This window comes from Acinetobacter sp. UBA2063 (assembly GCF_002333245.1).
In the GTDB taxonomy this organism is placed as follows: domain Bacteria; phylum Pseudomonadota; class Gammaproteobacteria; order Pseudomonadales; family Moraxellaceae; genus Acinetobacter; species Acinetobacter parvus.
This window is the reverse complement of sequence record NZ_DDAH01000178.1, coordinates 14,945-34,124: the sequence shown is the minus strand read 5'-3', so window position 1 is coordinate 34,124 and position 19,180 is coordinate 14,945. Positions and strand designations below refer to the sequence as shown.

The following is a 19,180-nucleotide window of genomic DNA, read 5'->3' as shown; positions in this document are numbered from 1 at the left end:
AATGACTCCAGATGAGTTTTACTATGACCAGCTACCACAACAAAATAAGGTAGCTTAACTAGAGCAGAATATCACTTATAAATAAGCTTTTAGTTGTTCAAACATGTGGGACCACCTCTGTCTGGTTATTTGTAGTCATAAATTTAAGTCCCCACTTGTTTTTAAGTGGGGACTAAATTAAGGCTTAAAGGCTTATAGGACGAATTCATAAGGTGTGTTCATCGGACGCTTACTTTTATGTGCTCAATTTGAGTGTATTTCGAACAGAATTTACAAGAATATTTTGTTTTGAGACACACTCTTTGGAGCTTTAACCCTGATCTGATAACAGGGCCACTTGCTGTACATAGTTGACAAACTTGCGTTTAGAGGCTTCAAGCTCCTCCTCACTGACCTGCTGCTTGATATCCCGATGAATACGCAGTACATGCTGGCGTAGGGTATGACGTTCAGAGGCGTTAAACACCTTGCTGAACTCGTTAATAATTGGATCACCCTGGTCAATCATACGGTCTACCCAACGCATCAGTTGCATTTGTTTCTTCGCGCCCTGCTGCGGCGTTAAATAGGATAAAATGGTGCTTTCATCCTCATTGCGAAGCAACTTGCCCACACGCTGGAACTGGCGACGACGTGCCTCAAATGAGCTGATCTTCTGCACTTCAAGCAATGCGTCAATTAGGCGCTCATCGACAGGAAGTTTTTGAATCTGCTTGGGATTGAGTTGAGCCAGTTGCTCACCCAAGGCTGCCATACGCTGAACCGCCTTTTTTTGCTCGGTTCGACTCGCACGCCCTTCTAATGACTCAAAATCTTCATCGGTATAACGCTGGGGTCCACGTGCCACTATTACTCTGCCTCGTAAAATTTTGCTGCGAACAGCGTTTGAATTTCTTCCAGTGCCTTGTCTTCATCGGCACCGTCAATCACCAGTCTCAGTGTGGTGCCCTTACCCGCACCCAGCATCAACAATGACATAATATTCTTTGCATCAACCAGCTTGTCGCCCTTGCCAATTTGTATGGAGGAACGAAACCTAGTGGTCACCTCGATCAGTTTACCAGATGCACGTGCGTGTAAGCCGAGTTTATTAATTACATCAATTGTTGTGTCTATCATGACCAGTGCTTCATTTCTCTATGTAAGATTTGGACAGTCCATTTTGCCTCAAGGGCCTGCTTGAGTCTATCCACAATATAAACCGAACGGTGCTGCCCACCCGTACATCCCACTGAAATGGTCATGTAATGGCGATGCCCCTCTGCGAAAGCGGGCAACCACTTTTCCAGAAAGCGATAGATATCTTCAAACATCTCGTTGGTTTGCTGACTACCCTCTAAAAAGCGGCGCACAGGTTCATCCAAACCTGAAAAACGGCGCAGTTCCAGATCCCAGTGTGGATTAGGCAGATGACGTACATCAAACACATAATCCGCATCCAGCGGAATGCCATGCTTATAGCCAAATGATTGCAGTATCACGATCAACTTGTCCGACTGACCCAGTTTGGACAGCAGGATATGCTTTAAATCATGGACACTTTTATCTGTGGTATCAATATGCACGGTGGAACGGAACTGGATCGGAATCAGAAGCTGTTTTTCTTCCTGTATGCACTGCAACAGGCTGTTAAAACGGTTTGCCAGCGGATGCGGCCTACGTGAGGCGCTAAAGCGGGAAACCAGATCCTGATCCTGGGTAGTCAGGTAAATGATATCGACCGTACCGTGTTTTTGCAATTGTTCAAAAACATGGTCAAACTCCTGCATATCGGCACGGGTGCTACGGACATCAACGCCCAGAGCCAACTGCTCAAGATTATTCTCGTAATCCAGTTTTGACACAATTTCAGGCAACAACGCCAAAGGCAGGTTATCTATACAGTAATAGCCCAAGTCTTCAAGCACCTGTAATGCAGAGGATTTTCCTGAGCCTGATTGTCCTGTCACGATAAGAATACGCTTCATGACGTTTACCCTTTTTATTTTCTAGTTTTAAGTTTTAAAGTCGACCTGTAGGTTATCAATCAAACGTGTTGTACCCAGTTTTGCCGCAACAAATAAAACCACATTTCGATCAAACTGCGCAATTGGCTGTAAATTTGTTTGACGGGCCTCCACATAATCGACAACAAAGCCTGCCTGTGTCAATTGGTTAGAGATACTTTCCAGTACCTGCGCAAGTGCCTGCCCCTCATGCAGTTGCTGTTCGGCTTGCTTGAGCAGTTGGTAAATCGTGGGTGCAATCGCGCGTTGCTGTTCAGATAAATAACCATTACGGGAACTTAAAGCCAAGCCATCTTCTGCGCGGACAATAGGCACACCAATTACTTCCAGTGGCATGTTCAGGTCCTGCACCAACTGGCGAATGACCGCCAGCTGCTGGTAATCCTTCTGCCCAAAGAACGCGAAATTAGGCTGTACGATGTTAAACAGTTTGGTCACCACAACCGCCACACCGTCAAAATGGCCAGGACGTGACTTACCACACAAGTCATCGGTAATTTGACCGACACTGATATTGGTCAAGCGTGGCTGTGTGCCATACATCTGCTCTACAGAGGGTGCAAAAATAATGTCGCAATCCACATCCGCCAGTAAACGGCTATCCTGCTCCAAAGTACGTGGATAACTGTCGAAGTCTTCACCAGCGCCAAACTGGATCGGATTGACAAAAATGCTGACCACCACCACATCACAGATTTTCTTTGCGGCACGCACCAAGGTCAGGTGACCTTCATGCAGGTTGCCCATGGTTGGTACAAAACCAATCAGTTTTTTTGTGCTGCGTGCAGGAGCAAGTGATGCAGTCAAGCCTTGTATGGTGGTTTCTGTTTTCATGGATTACAGCTCAACTTGAAAAGTATGTTCTTTTGCAGGGAAAGACTGGTCCTGAACAGCGGCATGATAGGCCTGAAAGGCATCCAGAATTGCGGTTTCACCAGACTGTTCTTTCATGAAGTTACGCACAAAGCGTGCAACACGTCCAAAGGTTAAACCCAGCATATCCTGTACCACCAATACCTGACCATCGGTTTCATTGCCCGCGCCAATCCCAATCACAGGGGTATTTGGAAATAGTTCAGCGATTTCCTTGCCTAACTGAGCTGGAACACACTCTAATAATAATACCGCAGCACCTGCATCAACCACAGCTTGGCAATCCGCAATTAATTGATCTGCTGCTTCACGCGTTCGTGCTTGAAGTTTATAGCCACCGAATACGTGTACTGATTGTGGTGTTAAACCCAAATGCACGCAGACAGGAATACCATTACGTGTCAAAACTTGGACTAATTCACTTAACCAAGCACCGCCTTCAATCTTGACCATTTGTGCGCCTACTTGCATCACGGCTTTAGCATTTTTTAAACCATCTTCAAGCGTTGCATAACTCATAAATGGTAGATCAGTCATAATTAAAGCGTGCGAATTACCACGACGTACGGCTGCTGTATGATAAGCCATATCTTCAACTGTCACAGGAAGTGTGGAGTCTCGGCCCTGAATCGCCATTCCTAGAGAATCACCGATTAAAATCGTATCAATTTCAGCCAATTCCATCGCTTTCGCCATACTTGCATCGTAACAGGTAAGGCATGAGAACTTGCGTCCCTCGGCTTTAAACTTTCTTAAGTCACTTAGACTAATCATGATGATGTCCTCTACAGGCGTTTCCAGAACGAAACAGTCTTAAGCGTTTGCCCAAGACTGGTCTGCGATTACAGTCAAGCTTGCTTGCTGCACCAGTTCTAAATCTTTTAATGGATGGCCATTTAACTGTAAATGGGTATCGAGATCCAACAGGGGAACGACCACAAAATCACGTTCTAAAATTCCAATATGCGGTACGGTTAAACGCTCATTTTGAATCTGCTGCTGACCATAGATCAGTAAATCCAGGTCAAGGGTGCGTTCGCCCCAGCGTCGCAAACGGACTCGCCCCGCCTCTTGCTCAAACTGCTGCAATTGATCCAGTAAAGCTAAAGGCTCAAGTGCTGTATCCAGTTGCACAACCGCATTTAAATAATTGGGTTGATCCTGTGGACCCATCGGTAGGCTTTGATAAAGTCGGGAAACCTGAACTGGTCCCAAACCTGCCAACCTGGCAACTGCTTCACGCAAAATCTGCTGCGAATCACCCAGGTTACTTCCCAACCCAATATAGGTACGAATGGTCATTGCGTTGGCCCAAAAACCACTTGGCTTAAATCACGTTTTACCCGTTTGCGCTTGAGAATTGGATGATCAGCACCAACCTGGCTGGAATCACCTGAAGCCTTTTCCATAAAACGGGGGGTGGACTCATCCGACCTGACACGTTCTTTTCTGCCACGACGACTTTTCGGCTCAGGCACATTGACCAAAGGCTCAATTTCTGTCACTTTAGGCTCATCAACTTCAACTGTCTTACGGCGTGTTTTACTACGTTGACGGTTGTATTGACGAATTGCGACTTCTTTTTGATCGATTGACATTTCTTGGTAAGCTTCCCACCAAATACCCATGCCTTCGGTACTGCTATCACCTGATTTCTCACGTAACAACAAGAAGTCAAAGCCTGCACGAAAACGTGCATGTCCAGCTAAAGCTTCAATTTGCTGTGGTTTTGGATTGAGCAAACGGGTTTGCATTTCCCATACTTCACGAATAAAAGTTTCAGCAAAACGCGGAATAATGGTGCGGGTGGCTTGACGTTTCAATACATCCAAACCAGCTTGGGCACGTGCTTCAGCAGGAACAACACCTTTATTTAAATAAAAATCGCAACGTTCTAAGAAAGGCTTCCATAACAACACCGCATAGAAAAAAGCAGGGTTGATGGTTTTACCAATTTGAATCCGTTGGTCAGTATTTCGTGCCGCACGCTCAATAAAGGCAGTAAGGTTTGGTGGAATTTCAGCAAACAACTGTTTCCAAACACCAAACTCAATCAGCATTGGTAAAACCTGGGTCAGGTGTCCCATGGTAAATAATTTTTGTGACTCGTCATATAAACGGTGCGGTGAAACATCTCGCAGCAACTGTGTCATCTCAACACTGAAAACATCAAGAATGGATTGATCAATCTGGAAATTCAGTTTTGCGGCAAAACGCAAGGCCCGCAGCATGCGTACAGGGTCTTCCTCAAAGCGCTGGGCAGGCTCCCCCAGAAAACGCAGGGTACGGGTCTTAATATCATCAACCGCATGGCAAAAATCGAGTACGATGCCTTTACGGGGCTGATAATACAGGGTATTGATCGAAAAATCTCGACGAGCAAAATCCTGCTCAATCGTTCCCCAATTATTGTCACGAAGAATCATTCCAGATGCACTGGTCACCGCTTTTTTCGGAGGTGCACGGAAAGTCGCCACCTCAATCAGCTCACGGCCTGAGTAGACATGCGCCAACTCAAAACGCCGTCCAATAATTCGGCAACGTCGCCCAAAAACTTCTTTCACCTGAGCTGGGGTAGCATTGGTGACTGCGTCAAAATCCTTTGGATTAAGACCTAACATCATATCGCGAACACCGCCACCCACAATATATGCCTCATAGCCAGCTTTGTTCAGGCTATCAATCACATCGAGAATTGAGGGAGGAAGTTGAGCTGTGGACAGACCACATTTTGACGCGCGCAAGGTTTGCAAAAGACAGTGTCTCCTACGTCAGGACGTAAATAACAATTTGTCGCTAATCATAGCTCCAACCCACACAAAGGGCAATTTATTCTGTTGAAGTTTCAACAGATCATGCCTCTTTATTAGCGACACCATTTCAGAATTTCCCTTAAAGCATCAGCCGTGCCTTGTTTTTTTCCAGCAACTTTGGCCCAATCCCTTTCACATTCACCAGTTCATCAACTGTTTTAAATCCGCCATTCTTTTGGCGATATTCCACAATGGCCTGAGCCTTTTTCTCGCCTACACCATTCAGGGTCTGTAACTGCTGTACATTCGCCTGATTGAGGCTAATTTTATCACCCTGCTGATTTACAGAAGATGAAACAGGCTTTGAGCTGGTTTGCTGTGTTGGACGTGATAGATAATAATTGTTGTTAGGCTGTTTCGCCAATTGCTGATCCCGTGCCTGCTGCTGGGCTTTCCATTGGCCATAAGACTGGTCAAACTGCTGCGCATGCAGATGAGAAAGGCACCCCACACATAAAAGAATCAATAAAACAGCGTTATATTTGCTGCACGGATGTGGCAAGGTCATTGGTTTTTTCCTCAGGTTTTAATTGTCGTTTTGCTTGCTCCCAGAGTTCATCCATTTCTGCCAAACTCATTTCCTGCAAGTCTTTGTGTTGTCGTTGTGCCTGTTGTTCAATAAAAGCAAAGCGGCTTCTAAATTTATGAATTGTCGCCAACAAGGCCGTTTCACTCGACAGCCCAAGTTTACGTCCTACATTAATTAAAGAAAATAGACAGTCGCCAAATTCTTCTTGTATTTTATCGACTTCCTGCGTTGCAATTACCTCCTGTAATTCTTCCAGTTCTTCATCCAGCTTTGCATAGGCATCTTTTACCGTTTCAAAATCGAATCCAAGCTGGGCTGCTTTGTTCTGAATCTCATGTGCCTGTACCAAGGCGGGTGCATGCTTGACTTCATCCAGACGTGACTGTGGTTTACCCTGCTTTTCCTGCTGCTTGATCTGTTTCCATAATTCGCTGACCTGCTCAGGGTTTAGGTTTTGATCGTGTTCCGACTGAAACACGTGCGGATGACGGCGGATCAGTTTTTCACTAATCGCATCGACCACATCATGAAAATTAAATGCACCCTGCTCACTGTACATTTGCGACTGGAACACCACCTGTAGCAATAGGTCACCCAGCTCATTGCGGATTTGATCTACATCGCCCTCCCGAATGGCCGCCTCTACCTCATAGGCTTCCTCAATCGCATAACGGGTCAGGCTTTCAGGTGTTTGCTGCTGATCCCATGGACATTTTTGTCTTAATTCCTGCATGATTGCCAATAACTTTTCCATGATGATCTCCAAACCAGGTACAGCTAAATTGTTGCAGCAGCAAACTGCTTATGCGTAATATACACGGATTCAAAAAATATCAAGATAAAGTAAGGGAAAGCAATGCAACAGAGTGTGTTTATCAGTGGGGCTGCACAGGGAATTGGCGCTGAAATCGCGCGTTTATTTCACAACCACGGCTATAAAGTGGGCATATACGATATTAATGAGGTACAGGCAAACGCTCTGGCCAAAGAACTGGGCGAAAATGCCAAAGCGGGCTATCTAAACGTCAGTAATTATCGCCAGTGGCAAATGGCACTACAGGAATTTAAAAACTGGGCGGGTGAACTGAATATTTTAGTGAATAATGCGGGAATTCTATATTCTGGTGCATTTGAAAACACCTCCATTCAATCCCATCACAATACCATCGAAATTAATGTCAAAGGGGTTTTAAATGGCTGTCATGCTGCATTAAACCATCTACAGAAATCCAGTTTTGCCCGAGTGATTAACCTCTCATCAGCCTCGGCAATATATGGGCAGGCCGATTTAGCCTCCTACTCCGCCAGCAAGTTTGCGGTTCGTGGTTTAACCGAGGCACTAGATGTGGAATGGCAAAAATATAATATCCGTGTGCTGGATGTGATGCCGTTATTTGTACAGACCAATATGGTGAAGAATATGGATGCGGGCAGCATCCAGAACATTGGGGTGGACCTAACCCCCGCCGATGTGGCAAAACAGGTGCTGCACTTGGCCCAGCAGAAGAATCATGCGCTGATTCCAACCCATACGCCAGTGGGGATAAAAACCAAACTGATGTACCAGCTTTCCAGTATCAGTCCTCAGTTTTTAAATCGACTTACGAATATTTTCCTATCTAAACGCTAATAAAAAGGGGCTTCAACCATGGTTAAAGCCCGTTGCCACCCTTTGTTACCGAATTCATCAAATACATGATATGTCTGCTGATCAACCTCCATCACCGCATCTAAATATCACCCTTTGGTTGATATTTACTTTGCGCGGGGTATCAAAGATCATCCTGTCATGAATCTGCCGAAATTAGTTGCCTTGAACCAAACGTCTGGCACTGATAATGCCTGGCTGCTGCTCTAAACGCGCCAACAAACGGGACAATTGCGCCAAACCTTTGACTTCAATCAGCAGTTTCATGTTGGCAATGCCATCCGCTTCAGAAATGGTATTGACCTGACGGATATTGATCTGATCTGAGAAAATCACCTGGGTTAGATCCTTGAGCAAGCCACGACGATCATAGGCCTCCACCACGATCTGCACACTCTGACCACGGGTTGGCTGCATTTCCCAGTCCGCCTCAACCGCACGCTCAAGTTCCTGTGTGGTCATACGGATATAATCAGGACAGGCAATCTTGTGGATACTCACCCCACGGTTCAAGGTGATGTAACCACCAATTGACTCACCATGTACAGGCTGGCAACACTGTGCAATATGCAGCTCCACATTGTCCAGACCATCAATCAGGATGCCATGTGCAGACAAGGTATGGCTGGCACGTGGATTCAGGGCAGGTTTCAACACCAGCTCAGGCTCATCCTGATCCAGATGCATCTGACGATTCACTTGATTCATCAAGGCATGCAAACTGATATCACCACTGACTAAAGCAACTAAAATATCATCACCCGCTTTCAGGTTGAAATGAGATGAATAGTCTTTAAGATCGATACTTTTAGGGTGAATTGCTAAGCGTGCTAACTCTTTATTGAGTAACTCACGCCCCACCTCAACATTCTTACTACGATCTTGTTGTCTAAACCAATGCCGCAATTTGTCACGCGCACGAGCAGTTTTAATATAACCTAAAGAGTTCACCAACCAATCACGGTTCGGTTCACGATCTTTTTTGGTTAAAATCTCAACCTGTTCACCCGTTTTCAGCGTATAAGTTAATGGCACATAACGTTGATTGACACGTGCCGCATAACACTTATTACCTACCTCAGTATGTACATGGTAAGCAAAATCTAAAACCGTTGAACCTCGTGGTAATTCCTTAATATCACCATCACGACTAAATACATAAATCTTTTCAAAATTTTCAAAATCTTGAATTTGATCTATGTCATTTGACTCTTCATCTTCGCCATGTGGCGTTGTTTCAGTACGCTCTTGATAATGTTCCAATACCGCACGTAAAGAATGTAGACGATGATTAAATGAATGATCGGTATTTTTTGCACCTTCTTTATAATTAAAATGCGAACAAACGCCCAGTTCAGCTTCGTTATGCATTTCAAAGGTACGAATTTGTACTTCTAAAGATTTATTTTCAGCAATCACTGCTGTGTGTAATGAACGATAACCGTTGGCTTTTGGATTGGTGACATAGTCATCAAACTGGTTCGGGATATGACGCCACAACTGATGCACAATACCTAAAGCGTGATAACAGTCTGGTACACCTTTTACCAATACACGCACTGCACGAATATCATAAAGCTGATCAAAACTCAGATTTTTACTTTTCATTTTTCGATAAATCGAATAAATGTGCTTCACTCGTCCAGTGATTTCGGCCTGAATATGATGCATACCCAGTTCAGTCTTTAGCTTATCAATCACAAACTGAATATATTGCTCTCGCTCTAAACGCTTTTCATTCAGCAACGACGCAATTTCTTTATAACGCTCAGGCGCCAAGTAACGGAAAGCGAGATCTTCTAATTCCCATTTTAACTGTGCAATACCTAATCGATGTGCAAGCGGTGAATAGATCGTTAAAATCTCGCGTGCAACGCGTTCTTGACGTTCTTTACTTGCAGTGGCTAATTCACGTAAAGCATAAGTACGTTCAGCCAATTTGATCAAAACGACGCGTACATCTTCTGTCACTGAGATCAGCATTTTATAAATGCCGTTTAAGTGCTCACGCTGATTGTTATTAAAATGATCTTCTAAACGCTTATTTTTTTCAATCAATTCAGAGAGCTTACCCATCGCAAGCGTGCCTTGTACAAGACCAAGCACCTGTTCGCCAAATTGTTGTTGAATATCTTCTAAAGTAATTAAACCTTCGCGCACACTTCGATACAACACTGCCGCTGACAATGTATCTTCATCAACATGTAAATGCGCCAAAATATCAGCCATACCAATACCTGTACTAAAAGTATTGGTACGATGATGAACCGTGGTTTCTAATTCTTTTGCCAAGGTCAGCTCTGCAACTTTTTGAAGTTGCTTTAGCTCTGCCCCATCCAAAATATCACGCACTCGATCTAGCCAAGAGACCAGACCACTTTGCGCTTCAGCGGCATGTTCTACAGTCGTTTCCTCTGACAACTCATGGAGTCGTCCAGGTAACTGCTCACGTACTGTGACCATACCATTCTCCTCTGGATATGTAACTCATTCTCTAATCGTTTATTTCTTGGGTCTTTTCAAATTGCTCAATTTTTTCAAACAAGGCAATTGATTCAACATGCTCAGTATGGGTAAACATATCCATTACTGCCGCTTTTTTAAGTTGATAACCATATTGTGCCAGTACACCTGCATCCCTTGCCAGTGTTGATGGATTACAGGAAACATAAACGATTCTTTTTGCTCCAAAATTAGGTACATATTGCATAACCTCAAATGCACCTGATCGCGGAGGATCAATTAATAATGCATCAAATCCCTGTTTTGCCCAAGAATGATGCGAAAAGTCTTTTGTTAAATCTTGTGAAAAAAACAGCGCCTGAGACAATTGATTTGCTTTCGCATTTTCAGTTGCCCGTTGTACCATCTCATCACTTGCTTCAACACCAACGACCTGACCTGTCTCACCAACACAACATGCTAAAGGTAAGGAAAAATTACCCAATCCACAAAATAGGTCGAGCACTCTCTCTCCTTTCTGTAAATCTAGCAATTCACATGCCAAGAGAATCATCTTTGCATTTACACCGCTATTCACCTGAGTAAAGTCTAAAGGTGAAAATGCAAATTTAACCGCAAACTCATCCAGACTGTAGTGCAAACGCATAGGTGCTTGAGCATCATCAACACGATGTAAACTATCTGCGCCTTTAGGTTGCAAATACAACTGCCAATCCTTCAGTAACGCAAATTGACGTAATTGGTTGACATCCGAAATATTTAATTCATCTAAATGACGAATCAGCAATGCAACCTCGCTATCTCCCATCGCCAATTCTATATGACCAATATGGGCCTTGCCTGTTAGACTTTCGAGTAGTTTTCTCAACTCTACTAAACTTTCGGACAAATGCTGATCAAGAACATGACACTGCTGAATCGGTGTTAAATGATTACTGTGATGCTCACGAAAGCCCATCACCAAACGATTTTGTTTAGCAATATAGCGAACGCCGACTCGAGCACGACGACGATAATCTATTTTTTCAGAGCGGATTGGATCTAACCATTGCTCTGGTTGTAAACCAGCAAAATGTTGTAAATGTGACTTTAATACATTCTGTTTTAATAAAATCTGTTCATCTGGATGAATATGTTGCAAGCTACAGCCACCACACACCCCAAAATGTGGACAAATCGGATCGACTCGTCCCACAGCCGCATCACTTTCTAGCTTAACCATATCCGCTTCTTCTAAACGCGAAGTTTGATTGCTAATCTTGGCTTGTACTGTTTCACCCACGAGAGCATAACGAATAAAAACCTTCTTACCGTGCTTTTCTTTTGGATGATCAGGATGCGTGCCATAATGCGCAATCCCTCGCCCCTCATGAGAAAAAGCTTCGATTTGAAAGGTATATGTTGGATATTGAGCTGGGCGCTGTTTCGCTTTATGTTTCAAAAGATCAACCTAGTTTTTTGGCGCAAACGTATTTGCGGTGAATACAGTATATTGCGATGTCTGCCGCCATACCTGTAAAAATTCTGTTTGTTGTGTCTGTGTCTGTAAATAATCGGCTGTCGCCTGAATCCATTGCTGGTGCTCCTGTAGATTCAATTGACCCTTTAGTAATAGCCAGCGCAGATAGACCAGCCATGTGTTGAGCACATCACCTTCACAATAACTGGTCAGTTTTAACCATTGTTCAGTATGTACATACTCTGGCACATGATAACCCGTTTCACCACGCTTTCCAGGGAATCCCAACAGACAGGCAATGTCATCCAGCTTCTGGAAATTACGCCCATTAAACATCGCCATCACATCCATCAGATCAACATGGCGATGATGGTAACGGTTCTGGTAATTGTTAAAGCGCTTCTGGTTATCAATTTCACCCTGATCAAACAGGCTTGGCGCAGAAAGTCCATGATACATGGCACGGAACAGAATCACGGGCAGGTCAAACTGCGAGCCATTCCAGCTCACCAGCGTCGGCTGCTTCTTGTCAAAAATGGACAGGAATTTTGTCAGCATTTCAGCTTCTGAACTTTGCTCCTGACTAAATGAAAACAGGCGAAAGCCCTTTTCATCAAGCCATAAACCTGAAATACAGACAATTTCATGCAAGGGCAAACGCTGAAAATCGCTGCCTGATTCCTGACGGCGGATTTTGGTCAATGCCTGTTCCACATCGGTTTCAGGCAAATCAAGATGATAAAGATGAGCACCAGCCTTTAAGTCAGTCAGTGTTTCAATATCAAAAACTAAAATTGGAAAACGCAAGCTCATCATTCAATGTAATCAGTTAGGTCTAATCTTCATCTTGAACTGAAAACAGCCCTGTTGACAAGTAACGATCACCACGGTCACAGATAATGCACACAATCACGGCATCAGGTGTTTCCTCAGCAATTTTGAGTGATGCCCACACTGCCCCACCAGAAGAGGTGCCCGCACTGATGCCTTCCGTACGTGCCAGTTTACGCATGGTCTGTTCCGCTGCAAGCTGTGGAATATCAATGATACGGTCCACACGGCTACGGTCAAAAATGGTCGGCAGATATGCTTCAGGCCAACGGCGAATTCCCGCAATGCTCGCCCCATCTTCGGGTTGTAAACCGACAATCTGAATGTCTGGATTTTGTTCTTTTAAATATTTTGAAACACCCATGATGGTGCCTGTGGTGCCCATTGAGCTGACAAAATGGGTGATTTTTCCAGCTGTCTGTTTCCAGATTTCAGGGCCTGTGGTGAGGTAATGCGCCTCAACATTATCTGGATTGTCAAACTGGTTCAGGACAAAGCCCTTGCCATCCGCCTGCATTTGCGTGGCAAGGTCACGCGCACCTTCCATACCCTGCTGCTGCGTCACCTCAATCAGTTCAGCACCATAGGCCAGCATGGCATCCTTACGTTCCTGACTCATGTTATTTGGCATGATCAGCTTCATTTTATAACCACGCATGGCTGCAACCATGGCTAAAGCAATGCCAGTGTTACCGCTAGTGGCTTCAATTAAAGTATCACCAGGTTGAATTTGTCCACGCTTCTCTGCTTGGACAATCATGTTATAAGCAGGGCGATCTTTGACTGAGCCAGCAGGATTATTACCTTCTAATTTCGCTAATACGGTAGCTTGAGTATGACTTGCTAAACGTTGCAAACGCACTAAAGGGGTTTTACCAACATAATAGTCTAGTAAAAATTCATCTGCTAAAAAATCAGTTTGCGTATTCGTCATGATCGACACCGATATTAAGGTGGCGCCTATTGTATGAAAAAAATGGAACTACTGCACCTTTTCACTATTCTTTTTATTGGCTAGCCCGTACCTCTGTTTGCCACAAAGCATGCTAAGATATTGCACAGAATGATAAATCTGACCGCATTATGTCAAATTTCAATAAAACCCTGTCAAAACGCTTACGGCTCAATCATGCTTATGGACAACTGATTGCCCTCATTCTGGTGCCAATCGCAATTTTGACAGGGGTGGGAATTTTCTGGGTTTTATCTGAAACGACCAATGCGGCCAAACAGCAGCAACGCTCCGATGCCTCCGCCATTCTGGCACGCTACCACCAGACCGCAAATGATCTACTGCAACTGGTACAGCAACATCCTGACCAATATGACCGCGCCCAGAACATCATGCAGAAGATGTTTGATGAACGAAACCTGCAACGGGCGGCCCTGATTGACAACGAGGGGCAGACCTACTTAAGCGTGGGCTACCAGAACAATCGCTTCTGGCCAACTTTCCCTGACAACAGTAATTTCTTTGGCCCGATTCCACACAACCACAACAGTATTTATGGTGCCAAACTGAATAGCAGCAAGCCCGATTCAGTCTGGTTAGTGATTGAACTGGACAATCAACCACTGGAACTGACCCGTTATAAAATCCTGCTTTCACTGGTAGCGACAGGGCTGATCACCCTGATGATTTTACTATTTTGCCTGAATGTTTTTTCACGGCGCTGGCTGGCACCACTGTATGAAATCCGTATGCAGATGCAGCGCCTGAATGCCGATACACTGGATCAGCATATTGTGGTGAACAGTACAGGCGAGTTACGCCTGCTCCAGCGAGACATTGCCAATGTGGTTAAACGTCTGCATTTTAGTTTTCTGGAACTTAAAGAACATACCGAACAAACTGAGGAAGACTTACGCCGCACACTGGATACGCTGGAAGTTCAGAACATTACCTATCGTCAAGCACGTGACCAAGCGATTTCATCGAATCAATCTAAATCAGTCTTTTTAGCGAATATCAGCCATGAACTTAGAACACCTCTCAACAGTATTGACGGTTTTATTCACCTCTTACTTCGTCAGCAAAACTTAACTAATGAACAGAACCTGTATCTTCAAACTATTCGTAAATCTTCAGCTCATCTTTTAGCACTCATTAATGATGTCCTCGATTTTTCTAAAATTGATGCGGGCAAATTAGAGCTTGAAACAGCGCCATTTGATTTGGAAGAAGCTATTTTTGATGTGATGGACATGCTTTCGCCCTTGGCCGCACAAAAGCATATCAATATGGCGTTTTATTATGCCGAGAACATCCCACAGCATGTGGTTGGTGATGCGCTACGTTTCAAGCAAATTCTGACCAACCTGATTTCCAACGCCATCAAGTTTACCCCTGATGGTGAGATCATTGTCCGTGTCCGCATGGAAGATGAGGACATTGGACAATGCCTACTGCATTTTAGTGTGCAGGACAGTGGTATTGGTCTCAGTGGTACCGACCGTAAAAAACTATTTGAATCATTTTCCCAGGGTGATGCCTCAGTTACACGCCAGTTTGGTGGAACGGGACTGGGCCTGGCAATTTCCAAGCAGCTTGTTCATTTGATGCATGGTCAAATTGGCTTTGAGGATAATCAGGAACGTGCACCAACCGAAAAAGGTTCAACTTTCTGGTTTACCGCCTTATTCAAGCTTGAGCAAGCAGATGAAACAGTGGAGCATCCTCATTTCGACCAATTGAAAGTAGTGTCTTATCTGGCCCATCCTGCAACCGCGAGTGTGCTGCGCTCATATCTGGAAAACTACCATGTGGCGCATATTGAAACACAGTCAATTTTGGATTTATTCAGTCGTCTGAACCATTTAAATCAGCAAGAGAATACATGGCTCATTGTCGATCACAGTGGTGACACAGAAGCACTACTCAAAGAAATTCGTCAGCGTTACCAAGGAAACTTAGCCGTTTACGGTTATCAAATGAGCCTTGAGCCAAACATGCTGAATGAATACCGTGCCCGTCCACTGTATCAGCCCTTAAGCCGCCGTGAACTGGTGCAGTTGCTGGGCAATCAGCCTGTGTTTGAACAGGAATCTGAGGATTTCAATGGTCAGGGTTTACACGTATTGGCGGTTGACGACCATCTTCCCAATCTGATTGTGCTTGAAGCACTGTTGGGTGAACTGAATGTCACCACCACCAAGGCATTAAGTGGCCAGAAAGCGATTGACATGATTCAGCAGCGGATTGAACAAAAGCTGCCACCCTTTGACCTTGTGTTTATGGATATCCAGATGCCTGTCATGTCTGGAATTGATACCACCCGAGCCATTCGCTCGCTTGAGTCAACGCTGGATATAGGCATGCAACTTCCGATTATTGCACTGACCGCACATGCACTGGCCGATGAAAAACAGAAATTGCTAAAAGTGGGTATGAATGATTATGTGACCAAGCCAATCCAGATGGAACAGATCATTCAAATCCTGACCCATTGGACCAAAAATAACTTCTCTTCTCAGCCTGTCAATACTGAGCAGAAGCACCCGACAGAATCAATTGATCCACAGATTTTAAACTGGCAGCAAAGCATTCAACTCGCTGCGAATAAAGAAGAATTGGCACAAGACTTATTAAATATGTTGGTGGATAGTTTTGATACTGAACTCACCGAAATGCAGCAACTGATTGAACTGGAGGATTTTCCCCAGCTTGAGCATGTGCTACACCGTCTGTATGGTGCAACACGTTACGTTGGCACCCCAGCGTTACAAAAGGTTTCAGGGGAATTTGAGCAATTTGTTTCAACCCTGCGTAAAGAGCGCCGCAAAGCAGATGATGCCTTTATACGGGAAACCAACCATCGTTTTAATGAGTTGAACTTTGCGATTGATCAGGTGAGACAGGCCGCCAGCCTGATTTTACATTCCCACGATACCTAGGGTCTGCTTGCATCTACAAGATGCTGGTCATCACCGCTATTTGTGACTGTGGTGTCATGTTTTAGCTAAAAGACTCATGTTATGCTGCCCATCATTAAACACAATAAGAGTAAGGCAAATGGCACTGTTACGAGTTGAAAAGAACAATGGTATTGCAACGGTTTACCTTAACCGTCCAGAAAAACGCAACGCCATGAGTTTTGCGTTATTAAAAGAGCTGGTGGCAACTGCAAAGAAAATTGAAAAAGACCGTTCGATTCGCTGCGTCATTTTGACGGGTGAGGCACAGGTATTTAGTGCGGGTATTGACCTATCTGACCTGAACAACCCTAAAAATACCGCATTTGCCGCATGGGAACTGATCAAGCCAGGACAAAGCCTGTTTCAGAAAGCATTCCTGATTTGGCAAAACCTGCCAATTCCAGTGATTGCCGCCATTGAGGGTTATTGCTTTGGGGCGGGCATGCAGCTTGCGCTTGCTGCGGATATCCGTATTGCAACGCCAAACACGCAAATGTCGATTATGGAAAGTCGTTGGGGACTGGTTCCAGACATGGGTCTCACCCGCTCATTAAAAGGACTAATCGGCGTTGATTTAGCCAAGGAACTTACCCTGACCGCACGTGTCTTTGACGCAGAATACGCCAAAGAAATTGGTTTGGTCACACATCTGGACAACAATCCGTTGGCAAAGGCCAATGTGATTGCACAGGAAATGCTACAACGTTCCCCTGATGCCATCATGGCAGCGAAACGGGTACTAGATGCCATGGAACACCAGCCAGAAAAGGCACTGCGTTTAGAAAAGTTATGGCAGCTTAAACTTTTGTTGGGTAAAAACAGTAGTCTCGCACGCAAGAAAGACAAGAATCCTGAGATTCAGTTCTTACCGCGTCAGTATAAGTAATTACAGTTTGGATAAATTCACATGCATGTTGATCAACAAACCCCCATCGCTTTTTTAGGTATGGGGTTAATGGGAAGTCGAATGACAACCCGATTATTACAGGCGGGTTATACGGTGGCGGTTTGGAATCGTAGCCCTCATGCATGTGAGCCACTTATTCAACAGGGTGCGGCAACTTTAGCATTGGAAGATATTGGAAATTATCCCATTATTCTCACCTGTTTGGCTGATGATCAGGCAGTTCAAAGTGTTTTTACCCAAATCCAGCCCTATTTAAAAGCAGAGCAAGTGATTATTGATTTTTCTAGCTTGTCGGTAACCGTGACACAGCAATTGGCGCAATCCGCCCAACAGCAACAAGTGACTTGGATTGACTCGCCTGTTTCAGGTGGGACTATAGGGGCAGAACAAGGTACATTGGTCATTTTTGCTGGTGGCGATGCGCACGTCATCCAAGCACTCGAGCCTATTTATAAGGTCTTATCCCAACGTGTCACCCGTATGGGTGAAACAGGGACTGGACAAGCCACCAAAATTTGTAATCAATTAATTGTTGCAGCAAATAGCACGTTGATCGCAGAAGCGGTTGCATTAGCGAGCCAAGCAGGTGTAGATACTAACTTGCTTGCCCCTGCTCTCGCGGGCGGTTTTGCAGATTCTAAACCATTTCAAATTTTAGCTCCTCGTATGGCAACCCATACTTTCGAGCCTGTGCAATGGAAAGTACAGACCTTATCCAAAGACCTTAACAATGCATTAAAACATGCACATAGTTTTAACTTAAATATACCTGTTGCACAAAAAGCTCTACTACAGTTACAAGCCCACCAAGAAAACGGCTTTGCTGAGAAAGATTTAGCAACTATCATTCAATATATAGAACAATAATATTGATTTGGGGAGCCTGAAATGAGCCATCTTGCAGTCAATTTGTCTATGATTTTTAAGGAAGTCCCTTTGATTGAGCGTTTTGCTTTAGCTCATACACATGGCTTCCAACATATCGAAATTCAGTTTCCTTATGAACTCGATATTTTTGATATTCAAACTCAGCTTGAACAATACGATCTCTCACTTTGCCTCATTAATGTGCCTGCTGGCGATTTAATGCAGGGCGGTAATGGCCTAGCAGGTATTCCTGGAAAAGAAATTGAATTTCATCATGCCCTTATGCTTGCAATTCGTTATGCAAAGGCCTTGAATGTTCCTCGAGTCAATATTCTAGCTGGTAAACAGCCTCAAGATGCTGACCTCTTACCCTGTTTAAATACCTTAGCAAGCAATCTCAAACTGGCCTGCCACATGCTGACAGAGCAAGGGATTGAACCTGTTTTTGAAATGATCAACGGCACCGACATGCCACGCTTTTTGGTGCAGAATATTGCACAGGCACAGGAAATGCTGGAGGCTATCAACCATCCCGCACTGAAAATGCAATATGACTGCTACCATATGGCCATGATGGGTGAAGATGTTTTGACTGGTTTGCAAGAAAATTTGCATCAAATTGGTCATATTCAATTTGCTGATTGTCCAAGCCGACACGAACCTGACACAGGAAATATTCCCTATAAGCAAATTTTTGACTGGTTACGTCAAAGTGCCTATCGAGGTTATATTGGTGCAGAATACCGACCAAAAACTCAATCAGATCAATCTTTTGCATGGAAAGAAAAGTACTTTTCCAATGACGTGAATACATAAACTGTTACTGCTGAAATTTGAATTTTATAGAGAAAAACGGTATATTTGACGAT

At 44.3% G+C, this 19,180-nt stretch carries 18 protein-coding genes; 5 read left to right on the top strand and 13 right to left on the bottom strand.

What is annotated here, in order from left to right; genetic code table 11:
* Window positions 1-310 precede the first annotated feature (310 nt).
* The 9 genes from yjgA to mazG form a co-directional block, all read right to left on the bottom strand.
* Window positions 311-847, bottom strand: a complete 537-nt coding sequence (gene yjgA / locus B4H32_RS08630) for a ribosome biogenesis factor YjgA (RefSeq protein WP_004681698.1) — start codon at window positions 845-847, stop codon at window positions 311-313.
* 2 nt (window positions 848-849) lie between these two features.
* Window positions 850-1,119, bottom strand: coding sequence for an HPr family phosphocarrier protein (locus B4H32_RS08625; RefSeq protein WP_004678316.1), 270 nt, complete (start codon window positions 1,117-1,119; stop codon window positions 850-852).
* Entirely contained in the window at window positions 1,116-1,967 is an 852-nt protein-coding gene (rapZ, locus tag B4H32_RS08620) for an RNase adapter RapZ (RefSeq protein ID WP_004681700.1), read from the bottom strand. Before rapZ ends, B4H32_RS08625 begins: the two co-directional genes overlap by 4 nt.
* A 27-nt stretch (window positions 1,968-1,994) precedes the next feature.
* Window positions 1,995-2,840, bottom strand: coding sequence for a pantoate--beta-alanine ligase (panC, locus tag B4H32_RS08615; protein ID WP_004681701.1), 846 nt, complete (start codon window positions 2,838-2,840; stop codon window positions 1,995-1,997).
* Between the two features lie 3 nt (window positions 2,841-2,843).
* Window positions 2,844-3,653, bottom strand: coding sequence for a 3-methyl-2-oxobutanoate hydroxymethyltransferase (gene panB / locus B4H32_RS08610; RefSeq protein WP_004756053.1), 810 nt, complete (start codon window positions 3,651-3,653; stop codon window positions 2,844-2,846).
* Window positions 3,654-3,692: 39 nt separating this feature from the next.
* Window positions 3,693-4,181: a 2-amino-4-hydroxy-6-hydroxymethyldihydropteridine diphosphokinase gene (folK, locus tag B4H32_RS08605; protein WP_004756055.1), complete on the bottom strand. Its 489-nt coding sequence runs from the start codon at window positions 4,179-4,181 to the stop codon at window positions 3,693-3,695.
* Window positions 4,178-5,632, bottom strand: a complete 1,455-nt coding sequence (pcnB, locus tag B4H32_RS08600; RefSeq protein ID WP_286802043.1) for a polynucleotide adenylyltransferase PcnB — start codon at window positions 5,630-5,632, stop codon at window positions 4,178-4,180. The genes folK and pcnB overlap by 4 nt, the downstream gene beginning before the upstream one ends.
* 139 nt (window positions 5,633-5,771) lie before the next feature.
* The gene (locus B4H32_RS08595) at window positions 5,772-6,200 is read right to left on the bottom strand and encodes a ComEA family DNA-binding protein (protein WP_004681707.1); all 429 of its coding nucleotides are present in this window, start codon (window positions 6,198-6,200) and stop codon (window positions 5,772-5,774) included.
* The gene (mazG, locus tag B4H32_RS08590) at window positions 6,169-6,975 is read right to left on the bottom strand and encodes a nucleoside triphosphate pyrophosphohydrolase (RefSeq protein ID WP_004756057.1); all 807 of its coding nucleotides are present in this window, start codon (window positions 6,973-6,975) and stop codon (window positions 6,169-6,171) included. Before mazG ends, B4H32_RS08595 begins: the two co-directional genes overlap by 32 nt.
* Before the next feature lie 102 nt (window positions 6,976-7,077).
* Between mazG and B4H32_RS08585 the strand changes: the two genes are divergently transcribed.
* The gene (locus B4H32_RS08585) at window positions 7,078-7,851 is read left to right on the top strand and encodes an SDR family oxidoreductase (protein ID WP_004756060.1); all 774 of its coding nucleotides are present in this window, start codon (window positions 7,078-7,080) and stop codon (window positions 7,849-7,851) included.
* Window positions 7,852-8,025: 174 nt separating this feature from the next.
* On the opposite strand, the gene B4H32_RS08580 is transcribed toward B4H32_RS08585, so the two are convergent.
* The 4 genes from B4H32_RS08580 to cysM are packed head-to-tail and all read right to left on the bottom strand — an operon-like array spanning window position 8,026 to window position 13,556.
* Window positions 8,026-10,332 carry a RelA/SpoT family protein gene (locus tag B4H32_RS08580; RefSeq protein WP_004681711.1) on the bottom strand — a complete coding sequence of 769 codons (2,307 nt, stop codon included), beginning with the start codon at window positions 10,330-10,332 and terminating at the stop codon, window positions 8,026-8,028.
* Between the two features lie 31 nt (window positions 10,333-10,363).
* A complete protein-coding gene (gene rlmD, locus B4H32_RS08575) occupies window positions 10,364-11,773 on the bottom strand; it encodes a 23S rRNA (uracil(1939)-C(5))-methyltransferase RlmD (protein WP_004681712.1) in 1,410 nt (469 codons plus the stop codon).
* A 9-nt stretch (window positions 11,774-11,782) separates the two neighbouring features.
* Window positions 11,783-12,598, bottom strand: a complete 816-nt coding sequence (locus tag B4H32_RS08570; RefSeq protein WP_026040022.1) for a 3'-5' exonuclease — start codon at window positions 12,596-12,598, stop codon at window positions 11,783-11,785.
* A 28-nt stretch (window positions 12,599-12,626) separates the two neighbouring features.
* Complete coding sequence (cysM, locus tag B4H32_RS08565) at window positions 12,627-13,556, bottom strand: cysteine synthase CysM (RefSeq protein WP_004681715.1); 930 nt, start codon at window positions 13,554-13,556, stop codon at window positions 12,627-12,629.
* Window positions 13,557-13,705: 149 nt separating this feature from the next.
* Between cysM and B4H32_RS08560 the strand changes: the two genes are divergently transcribed.
* From B4H32_RS08560 to B4H32_RS08545, 4 genes are all read left to right on the top strand, one after another.
* Window positions 13,706-16,516 carry a GacS-like sensor histidine kinase gene (locus tag B4H32_RS08560; RefSeq protein ID WP_004681716.1) on the top strand — a complete coding sequence of 937 codons (2,811 nt, stop codon included), beginning with the start codon at window positions 13,706-13,708 and terminating at the stop codon, window positions 16,514-16,516.
* A 118-nt stretch (window positions 16,517-16,634) separates the two neighbouring features.
* A complete protein-coding gene (locus B4H32_RS08555; RefSeq protein ID WP_004760809.1) occupies window positions 16,635-17,423 on the top strand; it encodes a crotonase/enoyl-CoA hydratase family protein in 789 nt (262 codons plus the stop codon).
* 21 nt (window positions 17,424-17,444) lie between these two features.
* A complete protein-coding gene (locus B4H32_RS08550; protein WP_286801997.1) occupies window positions 17,445-18,311 on the top strand; it encodes an NAD(P)-dependent oxidoreductase in 867 nt (288 codons plus the stop codon).
* A 21-nt stretch (window positions 18,312-18,332) separates the two neighbouring features.
* The gene (locus B4H32_RS08545; protein ID WP_286801995.1) at window positions 18,333-19,127 is read left to right on the top strand and encodes a hydroxypyruvate isomerase family protein; all 795 of its coding nucleotides are present in this window, start codon (window positions 18,333-18,335) and stop codon (window positions 19,125-19,127) included.
* Window positions 19,128-19,180 lie beyond the last annotated feature (53 nt).

What these genes read in the sequence shown, in the direction of transcription:
- cysM (WP_004681715.1), bottom strand. Translation starts at nt 13,556, where the DNA reads ATGACGAATACGCAAACTGATTTTTTAGCAGATGAATTTTTACTAGAC.
- folK (WP_004756055.1), bottom strand. Translation starts at nt 4,181, where the DNA reads ATGACCATTCGTACCTATATTGGGTTGGGAAGTAACCTGGGTGATTCG.
- panC (WP_004681701.1), bottom strand. Translation starts at nt 2,840, where the DNA reads ATGAAAACAGAAACCACCATACAAGGCTTGACTGCATCACTTGCTCCT.
- B4H32_RS08580 (WP_004681711.1), bottom strand. Translation starts at nt 10,332, where the DNA reads ATGGTCACAGTACGTGAGCAGTTACCTGGACGACTCCATGAGTTGTCA.
- rapZ (WP_004681700.1), bottom strand. Translation starts at nt 1,967, where the DNA reads ATGAAGCGTATTCTTATCGTGACAGGACAATCAGGCTCAGGAAAATCC.
- B4H32_RS08560 (WP_004681716.1), top strand. Translation starts at nt 13,706, where the DNA reads ATGTCAAATTTCAATAAAACCCTGTCAAAACGCTTACGGCTCAATCAT.
- B4H32_RS08585 (WP_004756060.1), top strand. Translation starts at nt 7,078, where the DNA reads ATGCAACAGAGTGTGTTTATCAGTGGGGCTGCACAGGGAATTGGCGCT.
- B4H32_RS08555 (WP_004760809.1), top strand. Translation starts at nt 16,635, where the DNA reads ATGGCACTGTTACGAGTTGAAAAGAACAATGGTATTGCAACGGTTTAC.
- B4H32_RS08595 (WP_004681707.1), bottom strand. Translation starts at nt 6,200, where the DNA reads ATGACCTTGCCACATCCGTGCAGCAAATATAACGCTGTTTTATTGATT.
- mazG (WP_004756057.1), bottom strand. Translation starts at nt 6,975, where the DNA reads ATGGAAAAGTTATTGGCAATCATGCAGGAATTAAGACAAAAATGTCCA.
- B4H32_RS08545 (WP_286801995.1), top strand. Translation starts at nt 18,333, where the DNA reads ATGAGCCATCTTGCAGTCAATTTGTCTATGATTTTTAAGGAAGTCCCT.
- B4H32_RS08550 (WP_286801997.1), top strand. Translation starts at nt 17,445, where the DNA reads ATGCATGTTGATCAACAAACCCCCATCGCTTTTTTAGGTATGGGGTTA.
- panB (WP_004756053.1), bottom strand. Translation starts at nt 3,653, where the DNA reads ATGATTAGTCTAAGTGACTTAAGAAAGTTTAAAGCCGAGGGACGCAAG.
- B4H32_RS08625 (WP_004678316.1), bottom strand. Translation starts at nt 1,119, where the DNA reads ATGATAGACACAACAATTGATGTAATTAATAAACTCGGCTTACACGCA.